The organism is Streptomyces sp. NPDC104307 (assembly GCF_055584045.1).
Genome location: NZ_JBVJMU010000018.1, coordinates 76338 through 91426, shown reverse-complemented (window position 1 = coordinate 91426; position 15089 = coordinate 76338). Strand labels below are relative to the sequence as shown.

Genomic DNA, 15089 nt, shown 5'->3' with positions numbered 1-15089 from the left:
GCCAACCCTCTGTATTCGACCTATCGTCGAAGGTTTCAAGTAACGAACAAAAGGCTATGTATCCCTGATTTCCTCTTCCAGATGTGAAAATCGTGTGATTGGCTGAGCGCGAACGTGCGGTGATCTGCGTATCTGAGCGCGACACCGAGGTGGGGCTGTTAAGGGAGAGCACGGCAATGCGGTCGATCCGAATACGGATTCTCGCGATTCTCGCGGTTTTGGTCATCGCAGGCGTCGGCGCCTGGCAGTTGCTTCCTTCGGACGGAGCGAAGGAGGATCCGGTCTCCGTCGGCACGACCGACATAGTGACCTCGCTCGACCCGGCGGGAGCGTACGACGCCGGCTCGTGGGCGATGTACAGCAACGTCTACCAGTCCCTCATGACGTTCAAGTCCGGGGCGATCGTCCCCGAGCCGGACGCGGCCGAGAGCTGCGGCTTCCTCGGCGGGAAGCTCCAGACGTACCAGTGCAAGCTCCGTGACGACCTGTCGTTCTCCAACGGCCGGAAGATCACCGCCGAGGACGTCAAGTACTCCTTCGAGCGCATGCTCAGGATCAAGACGAACGTCGGCCCCTCGGTGCTGTTCCCGACCCTCAAGAACGTGGCGACCGAGGGCCGGATGATCACGTTCAACCTTTCCTCGCGCGACGCGACCTTCCCGCAGAAGCTCGCCACCGGGGCCGGTTCGATCGTCGACCGGGAGGCCTACTCGGAGAGCAAGCTGCGGTCCGACAGCAAGGTCAGCGGCTCGGGGCCGTACGTGCTCAAATCGTACGAGCCGGGCTCCAAGGCCGAACTGGTGCCGAACAGCAAGTACCGGGGCGCGCTGAAGAAGACCGGCGGACCGGTCACCGTGCACTACTACAAGCAGTCGGAAGACCTCCTGGCGGCCTGGAAGTCGGGGCAGGTCGATGTCACGCACCGTCAGCTCCCGCCGTCCGCGCTCGCGGAGCTGAATCCCGGTGACGCCGATCAGCGCGTCACGGAGGCGGACAGCGCCGAGATCCGCAACCTCGTCTTCAACGTCCGCGCCGGTTCGCCGCTCGCCGACAAGCGGGTCCGGCAGGCCATCGCGTCGATCATCGACCGCGCGCCGCTGGTGACCAAGGTCTACCAGGGCACCGTCGAGCCGCTCTACTCGCTGATCCCGCAGGGCTACATCGGGCACAGCACCCCGTTCTTCGACGAGTACCCGGCACCCGACCCCAAGCGCGCCAAGAAGCTGCTGCAGGAAGCGGGCGTCCAACTGCCGCTCCCGATCACCTTCGCCTACCGCACCGGCGACTCGTACACGCCGGAGAGCAAGGAGATCCAGCGTCAGCTGAACGCGGACGGGCTGTTCAAGGTGACGATCAAGTCCGTGGAGTGGACGGCGTTCCAGAAGGGCTACGCGGCCGGTAAGTACGACATGTACACCGTCGGCTGGCTCCCGGACTACCCGGACCCCGACACCTTCAGCCAGCCGCTCGTGGGCCGTGACACCAGCCTCCACAACGGCTACAGCAGCAAGAAGATGGACCAGCTGATCAGCGACACGCTGCAGTTCAGCGACCGCAGCCGCACCTCGGCCGACTTCAAGGACCTCCAGAAGCTGGTCGGCGAGGACGTGCCGCTCGTCCCGCTGTGGCAGAAGAAGGACTACGTCCTCGCCAAGCCCGACGTGGCCGGTTCGCAGTACCTCTCGGACGGCACCGGCATCTGGCGGCTGTGGGAACTCGGCTGGATCTGACGGGCGGTCACGGACCGTCTGCCGGAACGAACATGAGCGGCCGCCCCGGCGTCAACGGGGCGGCCGCTCCGGCGTGTGCGCCGTCATGTGCCCCGTCGCGCCCGGCAGGAACTCCTCCAGCACCGAGTGGACCTGGCGCACGAGCGGCCGCAGCACCCGGAACCGGGACAGCGCGATGGCCCGCGCGATGATCGGGGCGGTGCGCTCCACGAGGCGGCGGCTGCGGTCGGCGTTGTCCGTGCGGTCGTAGACCCAGTACAGCACCAGGCCCATCTGGTTCAGCCACATCAGCTGCGGCAGCAGCTCCGCCAGTTCGGGATCGACCTTGGTGTCCGCGCCCGCCAGGCAGCGCCGGTGGATGGAGATCGCCGCGTCCCGTGCCGCGACGGAGTCCTCGGAGAAGGGGCTGAGCGGGCTCTCCGGATCGGCGGCGTTCTTGAAGAACTGGGCGGCGAAGCGGTGGTACGGCTCCGCCACGTCCAGCCAGCCGAGGAGGACCCCGCGAATGCGTACCGCGAGGTCCTGGTCGCCGGCCAGGACCGGCTGGACCGCCGCCTCGTGCTCGGCGGCGATCCGGTCGTAGAAGCCCTGGACGAGGTGTTCCTTGGACGAGAAGTAGTAGTACGCGTTCCCTACGGAGACCCCGGCCTCCTGGGCGATGGCCCGCATCGTCGTCTTGTCGTAACCGCGTTCCTGGAAGAGCCGGAGCGCGGTTTCGAGGATGAGTGTGCGGGTCTGCTCGCTCTTGGGAGCCTTGACTTCCTTCACGTCCTTCTCTTCCTTCACCACGGTCCCGAGGGTATCCGGGATCACCGCGTGCCGGGCTCCGGCCCCCGCACCGCGCACTCCCCGACTCCGCCCCCGTCCGCCCCGCAGGGCGCCGCCGTCAGCGAGCGGTACTTCGCGGCGGCGAGGACGGTCGCCCTGGCGAAGGGGCGGCCGGCCGGGGTGGTCAGCCAGTGGGCCTTCGGCCGGTGCTCGGCCAGCGCCCAGAGGCAGACGATCCACGCGGACGTGGACCGGTAGACCTGGCCCCCGTCACCGATCACCGTGATCTCCTCCAGCGTCCCGGAGTGGTCGAGAACGGGGAAGCGGCGGTGCGCCTCGGCGGAGCCGGCCGGGACCAGGTCCAGCGGGACCAGCTGGCGCTGCCTCATCAGCCACTGCCGCAGATGGACGCAGAGCGAGCACTGCGCGTCGTAGAGCACGGTGAGCCGGCTGACGGACGGCCGCCGCCCAGCTGTCCGGGCTGTCATGGCCCGCCCTCACGCCTTGCCGGCGGGAGCGGTCCACGGCCCGGGGCCCGGAGGCGTCCACCCCTGCGGCGCCACGGGCGGGGTGTGCTCGCGCTCCATCATTCCCCGGCGGCGGATCCTGTTCAGTACGTAGACGTTGCCGAGGTGCATGACCCCGAGGACGAGCAGGACGACGCCGACCTTCACCGAGAGCGCGTCGAAGAGGCCGCGGGCGTCGGTGACCCCATCGGAGTTCTTCAGATAGAGCGTCACGAACCCCAGGTTGACCAGGTAGAAGCCGACCACCAGCAGGTGGTTGACGGCATCCGCGAGTTTCTCGTTCCCGTGCAGCACATCGGCGAGGAACACCTTGCCGTTGCGGCTGAGCGTGCGGGCCACCCAGATGGTGAGCGCGACGCTGATGAGCAGGTAGATGACGTACGCGACAACAGTGAGGTCCATGCCCCACCCTCCCTTGAACGCGTTCAATTGCTGTTGTCATGGACTGTAGACCTGGTTTTGAACAGGTTCAAGCCGATGCTCCGGTGGTGCGCGTCACCTTCTCCGCAGGCGCGGTGAAGCGTCGTACGCCCGGTACCGCGGCGGTGGCCAGACAGGCGGCCCCGACCGCCATCCCGGCTGCGGCCAGCGGGAGTTCGGCGCCCCAGGCCGAGGCCGCCAGCGGGGCGAGGGCGTACCCCAGCGGCATCGCCCCGAGCGAGAGCAGCCAGTCGTACGAGGTCACCCGGGCCAGCGCGTGTGCCGGCACGGCGGACTGGACGGCGGTCTCCCAGACCGGGTTGAGGTAGCCCAGCCCGGCCTGGGAGAGGCCGTACGCGGCGATGGCGAAGAGCGCAGGGGCGTGGGTGGCCAGCAGGCAGAGCGGCAGCGCGTACAGGGCGAGGCCCAGGTTGGCGATCAGGACCGGGCGGCGGGGGCGGGCCCGGCCGGCCAGCAGCGAGCCGAGCAGTAGTCCGACGGCGCCGGTCTGGAGGAAGGCGAGCCACATGCCCCTGCCGCCCAGGTGGTGGAGGAAGAGCGCCGGGCCGAGCGTCATCAGGACGGCTGCCGCGCCGTTCCAGACGGAGTGCGCGATCAGGCTCGTCCAGTACCAGTCGCGGCCGCGGACCTCGCCCCAGCCCTCCTTGAGGTCGCTGAGCACGGAGCTGCGGGCGACCGGGACGTGCCGGACGTCGATCGCGGAGAGCAGGGCCGCGCTGACCGCGAAGCTGGCGCCGTCCAGCACGAACGCCCAGCCGGGCCCCGCGGTGAGGACCAGCGCTCCGGCGACGGCCGGGCCGCCGATCCGGGTGGCGCTGCTGACCACCGCCATCAGGGAGTTGGCGCGCAGCAGCCCGGACTCCGCCACGGTGCCCCGGATCAGCGGCGAGACGGTCGGCATCGCGAACGCCCCGGCGGCGCCGCCGATCGCCTCCGCCACCGCGATCTGCCACAGGGCCGGTGCGCCGGAGAGGAGTTCGGCGCCGACGAAGAGCTGGCTCGCGCACCGTACGAGATCGGTGGTGAGCGCGACGGTGCGGGCGTTGAAGCGGTCGCCCACGACGCCGCCGAGCGGCAGCAGGAGCAGCTTGGGCACCATCGCGCAGCCGAGCACCAGGGCGAGTGCGCCGGTCGAGCCGGTGGCGAGGTAGACGGCGAGGGTGAGGGCCGCGGGGATCGCCGCGTCACCGAGCATCGAGAGGCTGCGCCCGATGAAGAGCAGGCGGAAGGAGCGGGTGCGCAGAGGATGAGACATGGCGCGGAATCTATTTCGTTTCCGAAGTATTCGTCAACGAAATATGAGGCGAAGAACGGTAGTTGGGGTTCGGCGTAGGCTGTGGACCATGGAGCGACGCGACTGGACCGACGGACACGTGGAGCGGTGGAAGCCGGTGCTCCCCGAACTCGACCCGGACGTCGAGGGCGCGGTGACCAGGATGAAGAAGCTCTCCGTCCATCTGCGCCGGGTGCGCGAACAGTCCCTCCTCGACTTCGACCTGGACCGCCAGGAGTTCGACACCCTGCACAAGCTCGCGGGGCGCGGCGGCACGGCCGCGCCGTCCGATCTCGCCGCCGACCTCGACCTCGCGCCCGCCTCCGTCACCGGCCGGCTGGACGCCCTTGAGCGTCGCGGATTCATCCGCCGGACGCCCTCCACCACCGACCGGCGGCGCGTGGACGTGGAGTTGACGGACCGGGGACGTTCGACGTGGCTCGGCGCGATGGACGTCCTCGGCAACGAGGAGGAGCGGCTGCTCGGCGTCCTCGGCAAGGACGAACGCCGGCTGCTCAACGCCATGCTGCGGCGCATCATGGTGGTCGCCGAGGACCGGGGCGGCGCCGCCTGGGACTGACGGGCCCGCGCGCATGGCAGAGGGGCCCCGGTCCGCGCGGTGTCCGCGCGGGCCGGGGCCCCTCTGCTGCCTGCGTCCTACGGGTCAGAAGCGACGCGTGATCAGCGCGCGCTTGACCTCCTGGATCGCCTTGGTGACCTCGATGCCACGCGGGCAGGCGTCCGTGCAGTTGAAGGTGGTGCGGCAGCGCCACACCCCGTCACGGTCGTTGAGGATCTCCAGCCGCTGCTCGCCGCCCTCGTCGCGCGAGTCGAAGATGAAGCGGTGCGCGTTGACGATCGCCGCCGGGCCGAAGTACTGCCCGTCGTTCCAGAACACCGGGCACGAGGACGTGCACGCGGCGCACAGGATGCACTTGGTGGTGTCGTCGAAGCGCTCGCGGTCCTCCGGGGACTGCAGACGCTCGCGGGTCGGCTCGTTCCCCTTGGTGATGAGGAAGGGCATGACGTCGCGGTAGGCCTGGAAGAACGGGTCCATGTCGACCACGAGGTCCTTGAGGACCGTGAGGCCCTTGATGGCCTCGACCGAGATCGGCTTCTCCGGGTTCAGGTCCTTGATCAGCGTCTTGCAGGCGAGCCTGTTCTTGCCGTTGATCCGCATCGCGTCCGAGCCGCAGATGCCGTGCGCGCAGGAGCGGCGGAACGTCAGCGTTCCGTCGGTCTCCCACTTGATCTTGTGAAGGGCGTCGAGAACACGCTCCTTCGGGTCGATCTCGATCTGGAAGTCCTGCCACTCGGACTCCTCGGAGACCTCCGGGTTGAACCGGCGGATCCGGAAGGTGGCGGTGATGTACGGGGAATCGGCGAAGCCGGCCTCGGGCTCGGGGACCTTGTCGGCCTTTTCCATCGTGGGGGTAGCCATCAGTACTTACGCTCCATCGGCTGGTAGCGGGTCTGGACGACCGGCTTGTAGTCCAGCCGGATCGACTCGGTGCCGTCGTCGGCGACCTCGCGGTACGCCATGGTGTGGCGCATGAAGTTGACGTCGTCGCGGGTCGGGTAGTCCTCGCGGTAGTGACCGCCGCGGGACTCCTTGCGCGCCAGCGCCGAGGTCGCCATGACCTCGGCGAGGTCGAGCAGGTTGCCCAGCTCGACGGCCTCCAGCAGGTCCGTGTTGAACCGCTTGCCCTTGTCCTGGATGGACACGTCGAGGTAGCGCCTGCGCAGCTCCGCGATCTTGTCGACCGCCGTCTTGATGGTCTGCTCGGTGCGGAACACCATCACGTTGGCGTCCATGCACTCCTGCAGCTCCAGACGGATCGTGGAGACCCGCTCGGTGCCGGTGGAGTTGCGCAGCCGCTCGACCTGGTCGACGACCTGCTGTGCCGGGTTCTCGGGAAGCGCGATGAAGTCGTGCTTCGTGGAGTACTCGGCGGCGGCGATGCCGGAGCGGCGTCCGAAGACGTTGATGTCGAGCAGCGAGTTGGTGCCGAGGCGGTTGGCGCCGTGCACGGAGACACAGGCGACCTCGCCGGCGGCGTACAGGCCCGGGACGACGGTGGTGTTGTCGGCCAGCACCTCGCCCTCGACGTTGGTCGGGATGCCGCCCATGGCGTAGTGCGCGGTCGGCTGGATCGGGATCGGGTCCGTGTAGGGCTCGATGCCGAGGTACGTACGCGCGAACTCGGTGATGTCCGGAAGCTTGGCGTCCAGCTGCTCCGGCGGCAGGTGCGTCAGGTCGAGGTAGACGTGGTCGCCCTCGGGACCGCAGCCGCGGCCCTCGCGGATCTCCGTGTAGATGGAGCGCGAGACGACGTCACGCGAGGCCAGGTCCTTCATGACGGGCGCGTACTTCTCCATGAAGCGCTCGCCGTCCTTGTTGCGGAGGATGCCGCCCTCACCGCGGGCGCCCTCCGTCAGCAGGATGCCCATGCGCCAGATGCCCGTCGGGTGGAACTGGAAGAACTCCATGTCCTCCAGCGGCAGACCCCGGCGGTAGCAGGCGGCCTGGCCGTCACCGGTCAGGGTGTGCGCGTTCGACGTCACCTTGAAGAACTTGCCGGTGCCGCCCGAGGCGTAGATGACCGACTTCGCCTGGAAGACGTGGATCTCGCCGGTGGCCAGCTCGTAGGCGACGACTCCGGCGGACTTCTTGACGCCGTCCTCCTCGACGACCAGCTGGTCCAGGACGTAGAACTCGTTGAAGAACTCCACGCCCTCCTTGACGCAGTTCTGGTACAGCGTCTGGAGGATCATGTGGCCGGTGCGGTCGCCCGAGTAGCAGGCGCGGCGGACCGGGGCCTCACCGTGGTTGCGGGTGTGACCGCCGAACCGGCGCTGGTCGATCTCGCCCTTGGGCGTACGGCCGAACGGCAGGCCCATCTTCTCCAGGTCGAGAACGGCGTCGATGGCCTCCTTCGCCAGGATCTCGGCGGCGTCCTGGTCGACCAGGTAGTCGCCGCCCTTGATCGTGTCGAAGGTGTGCCACTCCCAGTTGTCCTCCTCCACGTTGGCGAGCGCGGCGGCCATACCGCCCTGCGCGGCGCCCGTGTGGGAGCGGGTGGGATAGAGCTTGGTCAGCACGGCGGTGCGGCTGCGCTTGGTCGACTCGATGGCCGCGCGCATGCCGGCGCCGCCGGCGCCGACGATGACGGTGTCGTACTTGTGGATCTGCATGGTTTACCTCTGGTCCTTCGGGCCCGGCGCCTAGCGGATGTTCGGGTCGAAGGTGAAGATCACCAGCGTGCCCAGCAGGACGGTGAACACCGTGGCGGTGTACAGCAGCATCTTCAGCCAGAAGCGGGTGTTGTCCCGTTCGGCGTAGTCGTTGATGACCGTACGGAGACCGTTGGCGCCGTGCAGCATGGCGAGCCACAGCATCGTCAGGTCCCACATCTGCCAGAACGGCGAGGCCCAGCGGCCGGCCACGAAGGCGAAGCCGACCTTGGACACGCCGCCGTCCAGCACCAGCTGGATCAGCAGGTGGCCGATGACCAGGACGACCAGGACGATGCCCGACAGGCGCATGAAGAGCCAGGCGTACATCTCGAAATTGGTGCGCGACCCCTTGGGCGTCTTGCCGGTCCGCGTACGCGGGGGCTCGATCACGGGGGCCGGATTGTCGACATCGTAGAGGCTGACGCCTTCGACTGCGCCGATCGCGGAAGTCTCGGTGGACATGGGCCTCAGCTCCCGAAGATGGAACGGACGGCGTGGCCGAGGACGGGGTACAGGGCCCCGACCATGAGCACGATCCAGATGCCCAGCACGGTCCAGAGCATCTGCTTCTGGAGTCGCGGGCCCTTGGCCCAGAAGTCCACAGCGATGATGCGGAGACCGTTCAGCGCGTGGAAGAGAATCGCGGCCACGAGGCCGTATTCGAGGAGCGCGACGGGCCATGTCTTGTACGTGGCCACGACCTCGTCGTAGGCCTCGGGGGAGACACGGACGAGAGCGGTGTCCAGGACGTGTACGAACAGGAAGAAGAAAATGAGGACACCGGTGACTCGATGAGCCACCCAGGACCACATGCCTTCCCGGCCGCGGTACAGCGTTCCAGCCGGCACGGAAGAACCCTCCGGGAGCGGGGATTGGGGTCGGCCGGCTTGACTGTCGGTCTGACCCGGCCGGGTACGGTCCACCGGCCCCGGCCATCGTAGCGACGGTTTGTCGGTTCGTTCGCGGCGGGGCCTCTGGTGTGATCAAAGTGGCAACCAATCAGGCACGGACGGGCTAGGGCCTTTCGTTTGGATCAGGCCGGGCTCGCGGGGTGTGGCACGCGCATCTGCGGCGTTGTCGTCAATCACCAACGCTCCGCGTTGCCTCAATCCTCCGCCTTGCAGCTACACGCACCACACCCCGCTCCCTGATCCGGCCTGATCCAAACGAAAGGCCCTGGGCCGAGGCCTGTCCGCAGGGCAGGGGCCATCCGGACCCGCCCATAACCCGTTACTGACTCGATACCAGACCGATGATGCGGCCCCGGGCGAGTCGCCGCATTTCGTCCGCCGTCACCACCCGCTCCTGGTCTGGATCGTGGCCCAGCCTGGCCCGGATGCCCGCCAGTACCTGGTCGGGGTGCTCGGCCGGGAGGACCCCGTCGAGGCAGATGACGAAGACATGCCCGAACTTCGACTCGTACGCGGCGTGCGCGGCGGCCAGCGCGAGGTGCGCGGAGGGGGCCGCGTCGGGCGCCAGCGCCGGGGAGACCTCGGCGGCGAGCGCCTCGGCGCGTTCGGTGAGGGAGAGGTCGTAGCCCGCCTCGTCAGCGGCGGCCAGCAGGGCGTCCAGGTCCGGGTAGGGGCGGTGGGCGGCCAGCCGCTGCGCCCAGCGGTGGCTGCCGAAGCAGTCCAGCAGGGCGGACTCGACGTCGGCGGCGGGCGCGGTGTTGAAATGCCCCAGGCCGAAGGCGTACGGGCCGGGCCGGGCGGGGGCCTGCCCGCAGCTCTGTACGGGCACGGCGGTCCGCCGGACGGGCCGGTGCGGTTGCTCCGGCAGGCCGGCGTGGGACTCGCTGGACCTGGACAGCGTGGGCTCCTCGAATCAGCGGCATCTGTGAACCTGGAGTGGAGAGGAATCGGAGTGACCAGGTGGATGCAGGGTGAAGGGAGAGACGAATGTGCCTCAAAGGTATCGAGGCCGGGCAACGGCCGTCCGGCGGATGTGCGAATTTCACCCGGACGGGAGAGCGGGCCGGAGAGTTTCGGAATGGCTGCTGTACGAAATAGTGAGGAGAACGCCCGGCTATCTCCTTACTTCTGCTCCTTTTCCCGCTAAAAACGGAGGTTTCTGACCGATGTCGCTCTCACGCGGCGCCCTCGCGGCCGGAGCGGCCGTCACCGCGGCCGCTGCGGTGACGCTCACCGTCGTCCTGTGGCCCGACAGCTCCGACCCCGCACGCGGGTCCGGCTCCCAGACCGCGCCCGGGGCCACGTCCGCCGCCCCCACCCCCTCCCGGACCCGCAGCTACCCGCTGTCCAAGACGCCCCGCGCCATCCCCGCCGTACGTGAGCACACCGCCGCCCACGGTCCCGGCTGGCGGCCGGGCAAGGGCAGTGCGGTGGTGATCGCGGACGGCAGCAAGGGGCTGGCCGACGAGGGGCGGCTGCTCGCGGGCGAGCTCAAGATCGGCTACCGGGGCGCGGCGGCGGCGCGGGCCGGCGATGTGGAACTGGCCCTCACCCCGACGGCCGAGGGTGGGCCCGAGTCGTACACCCTCAAGACCCACGACGGCCGCGTCACGATCAGCGGACCCGGCCAGGCGGGTGTCTTCTACGGGACCCGCACCCTCAAGCAGTCGGTGCGGGCCGACGGCGTCATGCCGGAGGGCGAGGTACGCGACCGCCCCGACCGCCCGCAGCGCGGGCTCAACCTCGACATCGCACGCAAGTTCTACAGCGTCGGCTGGATCGAGGACCGGCTGCGCGACATGGCCGACCTCAAGCTCAACCAGCTCGGCCTGCACTTCTCCGACGACCAGGCCTTCCGCGTCGAGTCCGACACTCACCCCGAGATCGTGTCGCCCGAGCATCTGACCAAGGCGCAGGTGCGGCAGATCGTCGCCCTGGCCGGCCGGCTGCACATCCAGGTGGTGCCGGAGATCGACTCCCCGGGCCACCTCGGCGCGGTCCTGCGCGCCCACCCCGATCTCCAGCTGCGCAATGTCTCCGGCGTGGCCTCGCAGGGGTCGCTCGACATCTCCAAGCCGGGCGCGGCGAAACTCGTCGACGAACTGCTCGGTGAGTACACGGAGCTCTTCCCCGGCACGTACTGGCACCTGGGCGCCGACGAGTACCTCGCGCTGATGGCGCGGGACCCGGCCGCCTCCTACCCGCAGCTCCAGGCGGCGGCCGTAAAGAAATACGGGGCCAAGGCCGGGATCGCGGACCTCGCCACCGGCTGGCTCAACGACCGCGCGGCGGTGGTCCGCCCGCACGGCAAGCAGCCCAAGGCATGGAACGACGGCCTCTTCCGCGACAGCGTCGTCAAGGCGGAGAAGAACATCGAGATCGAGTACTGGACGGGCAAGGAGTACGGCGCCCGGCAGCCGGACGAGTACCTGCGCGAGGGCCGCCAGATGCTGAATCTCAACGACGAGTTCCTCTACTACGTGCTCGGCCAGCCCAACGACTTCGTCTACCCCACCGGCAAGCGGATCTACGAGCAGTGGACCCCCCTCGTCATGCGCGGCACCACCCCGGTCCCGGCGCGCTACTCCCGCCAGATCCTCGGCGGCCGGTTCGCCGTCTGGGGCGATCTGCCGAACGCCCAGACCGCGGCGCAGGTCGCGAAGGGCATCCGGATGCCCTTGCGGGCGACCTCCCAGAAGCTGTGGGACCCGGGGATGCCGAAGCTGAGCTGGGACGGGTTCCGGAAGCTGGCCGGGGAGATCGACAAGGGCTGAGCACCGAACCGGGGCAGAAGTGCCGAACTGGTGAAGCACCTGTGGATTCCGTGTGGACAGGAAAGTGGCCGGGAGCTAGGTTCCGGAGGCCGCGCGCACTTGGGGAGGAGCGCGCGGCCTCTGCCATCCGCTCTCGTCAGCGCCCGGGATCTCCGTGCGCCCACAACCCTGGGGGGTTTCTCCATGCTGTGCTCCACCTGTGGCACCAGACCGTCGGCCGACTCCGACGGACGCTGCGCGCTCTGCGCGCCGACCGCCGGACGGGCCGCCGCACCCGTCGTCCAGCCGACCGCCGGACGGGCCGCCGCACCCGTCGTCCAGCCGACCGCCGGACGGGCCAGGGCCCAGGGCTCGTCCGCACCGGCCTTCACCGCTCCGCAGCAGGGGTTGCGGTCGCCCGAGGGGCTCGCGAAGGCCGTTGTTGTCCTGCTGGTGGTGGCCGCCGTGGCGGACCTGCTGGCGGTGGCCGCAGACCTCAACATCCGCTCGCTGCTCGACAACGGTCTTGACGGCGACTCCTACGGCGGCTTCCTGGCGATCGACCAGGCGGAGGCCGAACGCGCCGACACGCTCTACGGGGCCGCCGGAGTCCTTCAGGGCCTCGCCACCGTCGCCACCGCCGTCGGCTTCCTCCTGTGGTTCTGGCGGGTCCGGGCGAACGCCGAGATCTTCGACGCGAGCGCTCAGCCGATGAGGCCCGGCTGGGCCATCGGTGGCTGGTTCGTTCCGGTCGCCGGGCTGTGGCTGCCGCGCCGGATCGCGGGCGGCATCTGGACCGCGAGCGCGCAGACCAACACCGACGGCACCTGGCGCCAGGTCTCCCACGCCCCGGTCAACCTGTGGTGGGGCGCGTGGGTGGCCGCGATGGTGTTCGGCCGAATCGCCACCCAGCGCTACGACCGGGCCGAGCTGCCGCAGGACATCGTGCACGCCGTCTCGATGGTGATGGTGTCCGATCTGCTCGACATCGTGGCCGCGGTCTTCGCGATCCTGTTCGTGCGCAAGCTGACCAGGATGCAGGGGGAGCGGGCCGTCATTGGCCGGTTCCGCTCAACGCCCGGCTTTAGCAACGCCCTACGGACAGCAAGCGGTTTCGGCCGCCCGCAGTGACGATTTTCGGCCATTCGGCGCTGAACGCGGTAACAGGAAGCACTGCGTCCCCATGCGTCCCGGCGTGGGGAGGGCCGACGGGAGACTGCCGATGAGCCTGCTGGAACTGATCGCCGCCGCCGACGAGCGGGGCCTGACCGCGAGCGGGGCCGCCTGCCTCGACCGCTGCCTGCCGCAGACCGCCGACGGCGCGGACCCCGATCCGCTCCGCCCCCTCTGGGCCGGCTGCGCGGACGGGGCGGCCTGGCCGGACCGGCTGGCCGAGGCACGCGCGGCGCTGGACGCCCTGCCGGGCGGGGACGCGACCGTACGGCGAATCCGCGAACTGCTCGGCGAGGCCCCCTCGGTCCGGGCGGGCGCCGGGCTGCGCGACTGGGCCGACGACTGCTCGGTGCTGGCCCTGGAGATCCACCTCGGCCACGACGCCGAACGCACCGGCCCCGCGGAGCTGGTGGCCCGCTGCCGTGCGGGCGACCCGCGAGGGGCGGGACCGCTGCTGGCCGGGGAGACCGCGCGCCAGGCCCGGATCCTGGAGATGCTGGCGGAGATCGCCGACACGGCCCCGGCGGGCGCCGGGCTCCGTCAGGTCCTGGACGTGTCGGCCGAGGGACAGCGCGTGCTGCGCGCGGCGGCCTCGCGGCGCGCACGCGTCGGGGGGCAAGAGACGTGCGCTGCCGGCTCGGCACTGCCGGCCGCGGTCGGCCACCGCCCGTGTGAGTGACCTACGCATGACATAACGGCAGGTCAAGCGTTGAGCAGAAAAGAGGACGACCGGGGCCGCCACCCCTGGCCGGTCAGGCGCGCCAAGAGCCTATGACCTGCAAGTTTGCGGCCCAGGTTCTGGTTCGTGGCTTCCGGAAGCCTCGGCCTGTTCACAGGTGTCCCTGTCTGTTCCTGAGCGCTGTTGGTCACGCGTTGGTCATGCGATGAATCCAGCTTGTCCGTTGTCCGGGCCGGCTGTTCACGCATGTACGGACGTCAGCCGCTGGTGTGCGTACGAGCGCAGGTCGCGAACGACGATCTCGCCCTTGTGGGGTTCGAGTGACTCCCGCAGGGTGCTGCGCACCAGGTCGAGGCACCGTGATGCGCCTGTCCCCAGGGCGGTGTCCAGCGCTGTTCTGGTATCCGACACGGCGGCTTCGACGTCGTGGGCGGCGAGCGCAGCGTGGGCACGGTAGGTGAGCATGATGGCGCGGGTTCTCTCCCGTTCGGGGACCAGCATGCTCAGGCCCTCCTCCAACGCGGCTGTGGCTCGCCGCGGATCGTCCAAGTCCAGCCAGCAGCGCCCGGCGTCAACGGTGAGGTCGGCGGATGACATCCAGGACACCCATGCGGGCGCGGATTGCGCCCGCCCGCGCTCCAGTTGGTGTTCGGCGTCGTTGAGGGCGCGGGCGGTGCCCACGTCGTCCTTAAGGACGGCGAGGGCGCGGGCTCGGCGTACGTCCAGCAGGGAGCGGGCGGTCGCGTGGCGGGTCCGGGTACGGGCCAGGGCGAGGATCTCGACTGCCTCACCGGGATGGCCGAGCCAGGTGGCGGAGTAGGCGAGGTCGGAGAGGACTCCGGCTCCGAGGTCGCGGTCGTCCGCGCTGTGGGCTGAGTGCAGGGCGGTGCGCCAGTGGCGTTGCGCCGAGGCGTGGCGGCCTTGGTCGAAGTGGAGCCAGGCGGCGCTCTGGGCTGCCTGAGCCAGAACGGTACGCAGTCGGCGGCCGGTGGGTTCGTCGTAGCGGGCTGAGTCGAGCAGGTTGATGGTGACGCGCATCGCCGCGCCGAGGAGGTCAGCACACTCCTGAGGGGATGTGTTCGCCAGTCCGGGGAGACGTTCGACGCTGCTCTCCAGCCAGGTGAGCAAGCTTCCGTCGACGCGGCGCCCGGCCAGAGCCCCGGCCAGACGTTCGGGTTCGACGCGGGCCCATTCGGTTGCCATTCCGACTAAGGATCCGGCGGCGAGGGCGAGGAAGGTACGGCGGTCAGGCTGGTCGAGATCCACCAATAACTCCGTGTGGGCGGCGCGGACGCCGGCTGGGCTGAAGGGGAATGGACGATCGTAGGCGGGGAGCCACCATGGCCATGCCATGGCGCGCCACCGTGCGGGATCGATGCCCAGGACGTCGGCCAGCAGCTCTTGATAGAGGTCGCTGGGGGCGCCTACCCGCCTGTGCTCCCACCGGTAGATGCGACTGCGGTCGGCAGCGATGCGAAGACCGCGGCGTTGCGCGGCCAGGTTCAGGTGATAGGCAAGCTTTTCCATGCTCCACCCGCGTTGCAGGCGCACGTAGGTCAGGGGATGGCGTACCGCTTCAGTCGTCATGCACACCCCC

The 15089-nt window shown here is 69.4% G+C and carries 15 protein-coding genes; 5 read left to right on the top strand and 10 right to left on the bottom strand.

The annotated features are described in order from the left end of the window. Positions 1–176: 176 nt before the first annotated feature. Entirely contained in the window at positions 177–1730 is a 1554-nt protein-coding gene (locus tag ACZ601_RS32505) for an ABC transporter substrate-binding protein (protein ID WP_469544710.1), read from the top strand. Between the two features lie 51 nt (positions 1731–1781). Here ACZ601_RS32505 and ACZ601_RS32500 read toward each other — a convergent pair whose 3' ends face one another. The 4 genes from ACZ601_RS32500 to ACZ601_RS32485 all read right to left on the bottom strand — a co-directional run bounded on the left by ACZ601_RS32500 (position 1782) and on the right by ACZ601_RS32485 (position 4721). Continuing rightward, positions 1782–2519, bottom strand: coding sequence for a TetR/AcrR family transcriptional regulator (locus ACZ601_RS32500; protein WP_469544708.1), 738 nt, complete (start codon positions 2517–2519; stop codon positions 1782–1784). 20 nt (positions 2520–2539) lie between these two features. Continuing rightward, positions 2540–2986, bottom strand: coding sequence for a thiol-disulfide oxidoreductase DCC family protein (locus tag ACZ601_RS32495; RefSeq protein ID WP_469544706.1), 447 nt, complete (start codon positions 2984–2986; stop codon positions 2540–2542). Positions 2987–2995: 9 nt separating this feature from the next. After that, positions 2996–3427, bottom strand: coding sequence for a hypothetical protein (locus ACZ601_RS32490; RefSeq protein ID WP_469544705.1), 432 nt, complete (start codon positions 3425–3427; stop codon positions 2996–2998). 67 nt (positions 3428–3494) lie between these two features. After that, the gene (locus ACZ601_RS32485; RefSeq protein WP_469544703.1) at positions 3495–4721 is read right to left on the bottom strand and encodes an MFS transporter; all 1227 of its coding nucleotides are present in this window, start codon (positions 4719–4721) and stop codon (positions 3495–3497) included. An 88-nt stretch (positions 4722–4809) separates the two neighbouring features. On the opposite strand from ACZ601_RS32485, the gene ACZ601_RS32480 reads away from it, so the two are divergent. Next, positions 4810–5319 (top strand): MarR family winged helix-turn-helix transcriptional regulator, encoded by a 510-nt coding sequence (locus ACZ601_RS32480; RefSeq protein ID WP_440579304.1) that lies wholly within the window; start codon positions 4810–4812, stop codon positions 5317–5319. A gap of 84 nt (positions 5320–5403) precedes the next feature. Here the strand turns inward: ACZ601_RS32480 and ACZ601_RS32475 are convergent, their stop codons facing one another. From ACZ601_RS32475 to ACZ601_RS32455, 5 genes are all read right to left on the bottom strand, one after another. Next, positions 5404–6180, bottom strand: coding sequence for a succinate dehydrogenase iron-sulfur subunit (locus tag ACZ601_RS32475; protein ID WP_469544700.1), 777 nt, complete (start codon positions 6178–6180; stop codon positions 5404–5406). Continuing rightward, entirely contained in the window at positions 6180–7934 is a 1755-nt protein-coding gene (sdhA, locus tag ACZ601_RS32470; RefSeq protein ID WP_469544699.1) for a succinate dehydrogenase flavoprotein subunit, read from the bottom strand. The genes ACZ601_RS32475 and sdhA overlap by 1 nt, the downstream gene beginning before the upstream one ends. A gap of 30 nt (positions 7935–7964) precedes the next feature. Further along, positions 7965–8438 (bottom strand): succinate dehydrogenase hydrophobic membrane anchor subunit, encoded by a 474-nt coding sequence (locus tag ACZ601_RS32465; RefSeq protein ID WP_390086495.1) that lies wholly within the window; start codon positions 8436–8438, stop codon positions 7965–7967. Positions 8439–8443: 5 nt separating this feature from the next. Beyond that, entirely contained in the window at positions 8444–8824 is a 381-nt protein-coding gene (sdhC, locus tag ACZ601_RS32460; protein ID WP_073732547.1) for a succinate dehydrogenase, cytochrome b556 subunit, read from the bottom strand. Between the two features lie 382 nt (positions 8825–9206). Continuing rightward, entirely contained in the window at positions 9207–9716 is a 510-nt protein-coding gene (locus ACZ601_RS32455; protein ID WP_469544696.1) for a 2-oxo-4-hydroxy-4-carboxy-5-ureidoimidazoline decarboxylase, read from the bottom strand. A 337-nt stretch (positions 9717–10053) separates the two neighbouring features. Here ACZ601_RS32455 and ACZ601_RS32450 point away from each other — a divergent pair, with 337 nt between their 5' ends. The 3 genes from ACZ601_RS32450 (at position 10054) to ACZ601_RS32440 (ending at position 13492) form a co-directional block, all read left to right on the top strand. Continuing rightward, positions 10054–11661, top strand: coding sequence for a beta-N-acetylhexosaminidase (locus tag ACZ601_RS32450; protein ID WP_469544694.1), 1608 nt, complete (start codon positions 10054–10056; stop codon positions 11659–11661). A gap of 183 nt (positions 11662–11844) precedes the next feature. Continuing rightward, a complete protein-coding gene (locus ACZ601_RS32445) occupies positions 11845–12771 on the top strand; it encodes a DUF4328 domain-containing protein (RefSeq protein WP_469544692.1) in 927 nt (308 codons plus the stop codon). A gap of 91 nt (positions 12772–12862) precedes the next feature. Further along, on the top strand, positions 12863–13492 hold the full coding sequence (locus tag ACZ601_RS32440) for a hypothetical protein (protein ID WP_469544690.1): 630 nt from the start codon (positions 12863–12865) through the stop codon (positions 13490–13492). A 240-nt stretch (positions 13493–13732) separates the two neighbouring features. Here the strand turns inward: ACZ601_RS32440 and ACZ601_RS32435 are convergent, their stop codons facing one another. Next, a complete protein-coding gene (locus tag ACZ601_RS32435) occupies positions 13733–15079 on the bottom strand; it encodes a hypothetical protein (protein WP_469544688.1) in 1347 nt (448 codons plus the stop codon). Between the last annotated feature and the right edge of the window lie 10 nt (positions 15080–15089).

Coding starts and splice junctions, on each gene's coding strand:
- ACZ601_RS32495 (WP_469544706.1), bottom strand. CDS start 2,986: ATGACAGCCCGGACAGCTGGGCGGCGGCCGTCCGTCAGCCGGCTCACC.
- ACZ601_RS32505 (WP_469544710.1), top strand. CDS start 177: ATGCGGTCGATCCGAATACGGATTCTCGCGATTCTCGCGGTTTTGGTC.
- ACZ601_RS32465 (WP_390086495.1), bottom strand. CDS start 8,438: ATGTCCACCGAGACTTCCGCGATCGGCGCAGTCGAAGGCGTCAGCCTC.
- ACZ601_RS32485 (WP_469544703.1), bottom strand. CDS start 4,721: ATGTCTCATCCTCTGCGCACCCGCTCCTTCCGCCTGCTCTTCATCGGG.
- sdhA (WP_469544699.1), bottom strand. CDS start 7,934: ATGCAGATCCACAAGTACGACACCGTCATCGTCGGCGCCGGCGGCGCC.
- ACZ601_RS32480 (WP_440579304.1), top strand. CDS start 4,810: ATGGAGCGACGCGACTGGACCGACGGACACGTGGAGCGGTGGAAGCCG.
- ACZ601_RS32445 (WP_469544692.1), top strand. CDS start 11,845: ATGCTGTGCTCCACCTGTGGCACCAGACCGTCGGCCGACTCCGACGGA.
- ACZ601_RS32475 (WP_469544700.1), bottom strand. CDS start 6,180: ATGGCTACCCCCACGATGGAAAAGGCCGACAAGGTCCCCGAGCCCGAG.
- ACZ601_RS32440 (WP_469544690.1), top strand. CDS start 12,863: ATGAGCCTGCTGGAACTGATCGCCGCCGCCGACGAGCGGGGCCTGACC.
- ACZ601_RS32490 (WP_469544705.1), bottom strand. CDS start 3,427: ATGGACCTCACTGTTGTCGCGTACGTCATCTACCTGCTCATCAGCGTC.
- ACZ601_RS32450 (WP_469544694.1), top strand. CDS start 10,054: ATGTCGCTCTCACGCGGCGCCCTCGCGGCCGGAGCGGCCGTCACCGCG.
- ACZ601_RS32435 (WP_469544688.1), bottom strand. CDS start 15,079: ATGACGACTGAAGCGGTACGCCATCCCCTGACCTACGTGCGCCTGCAA.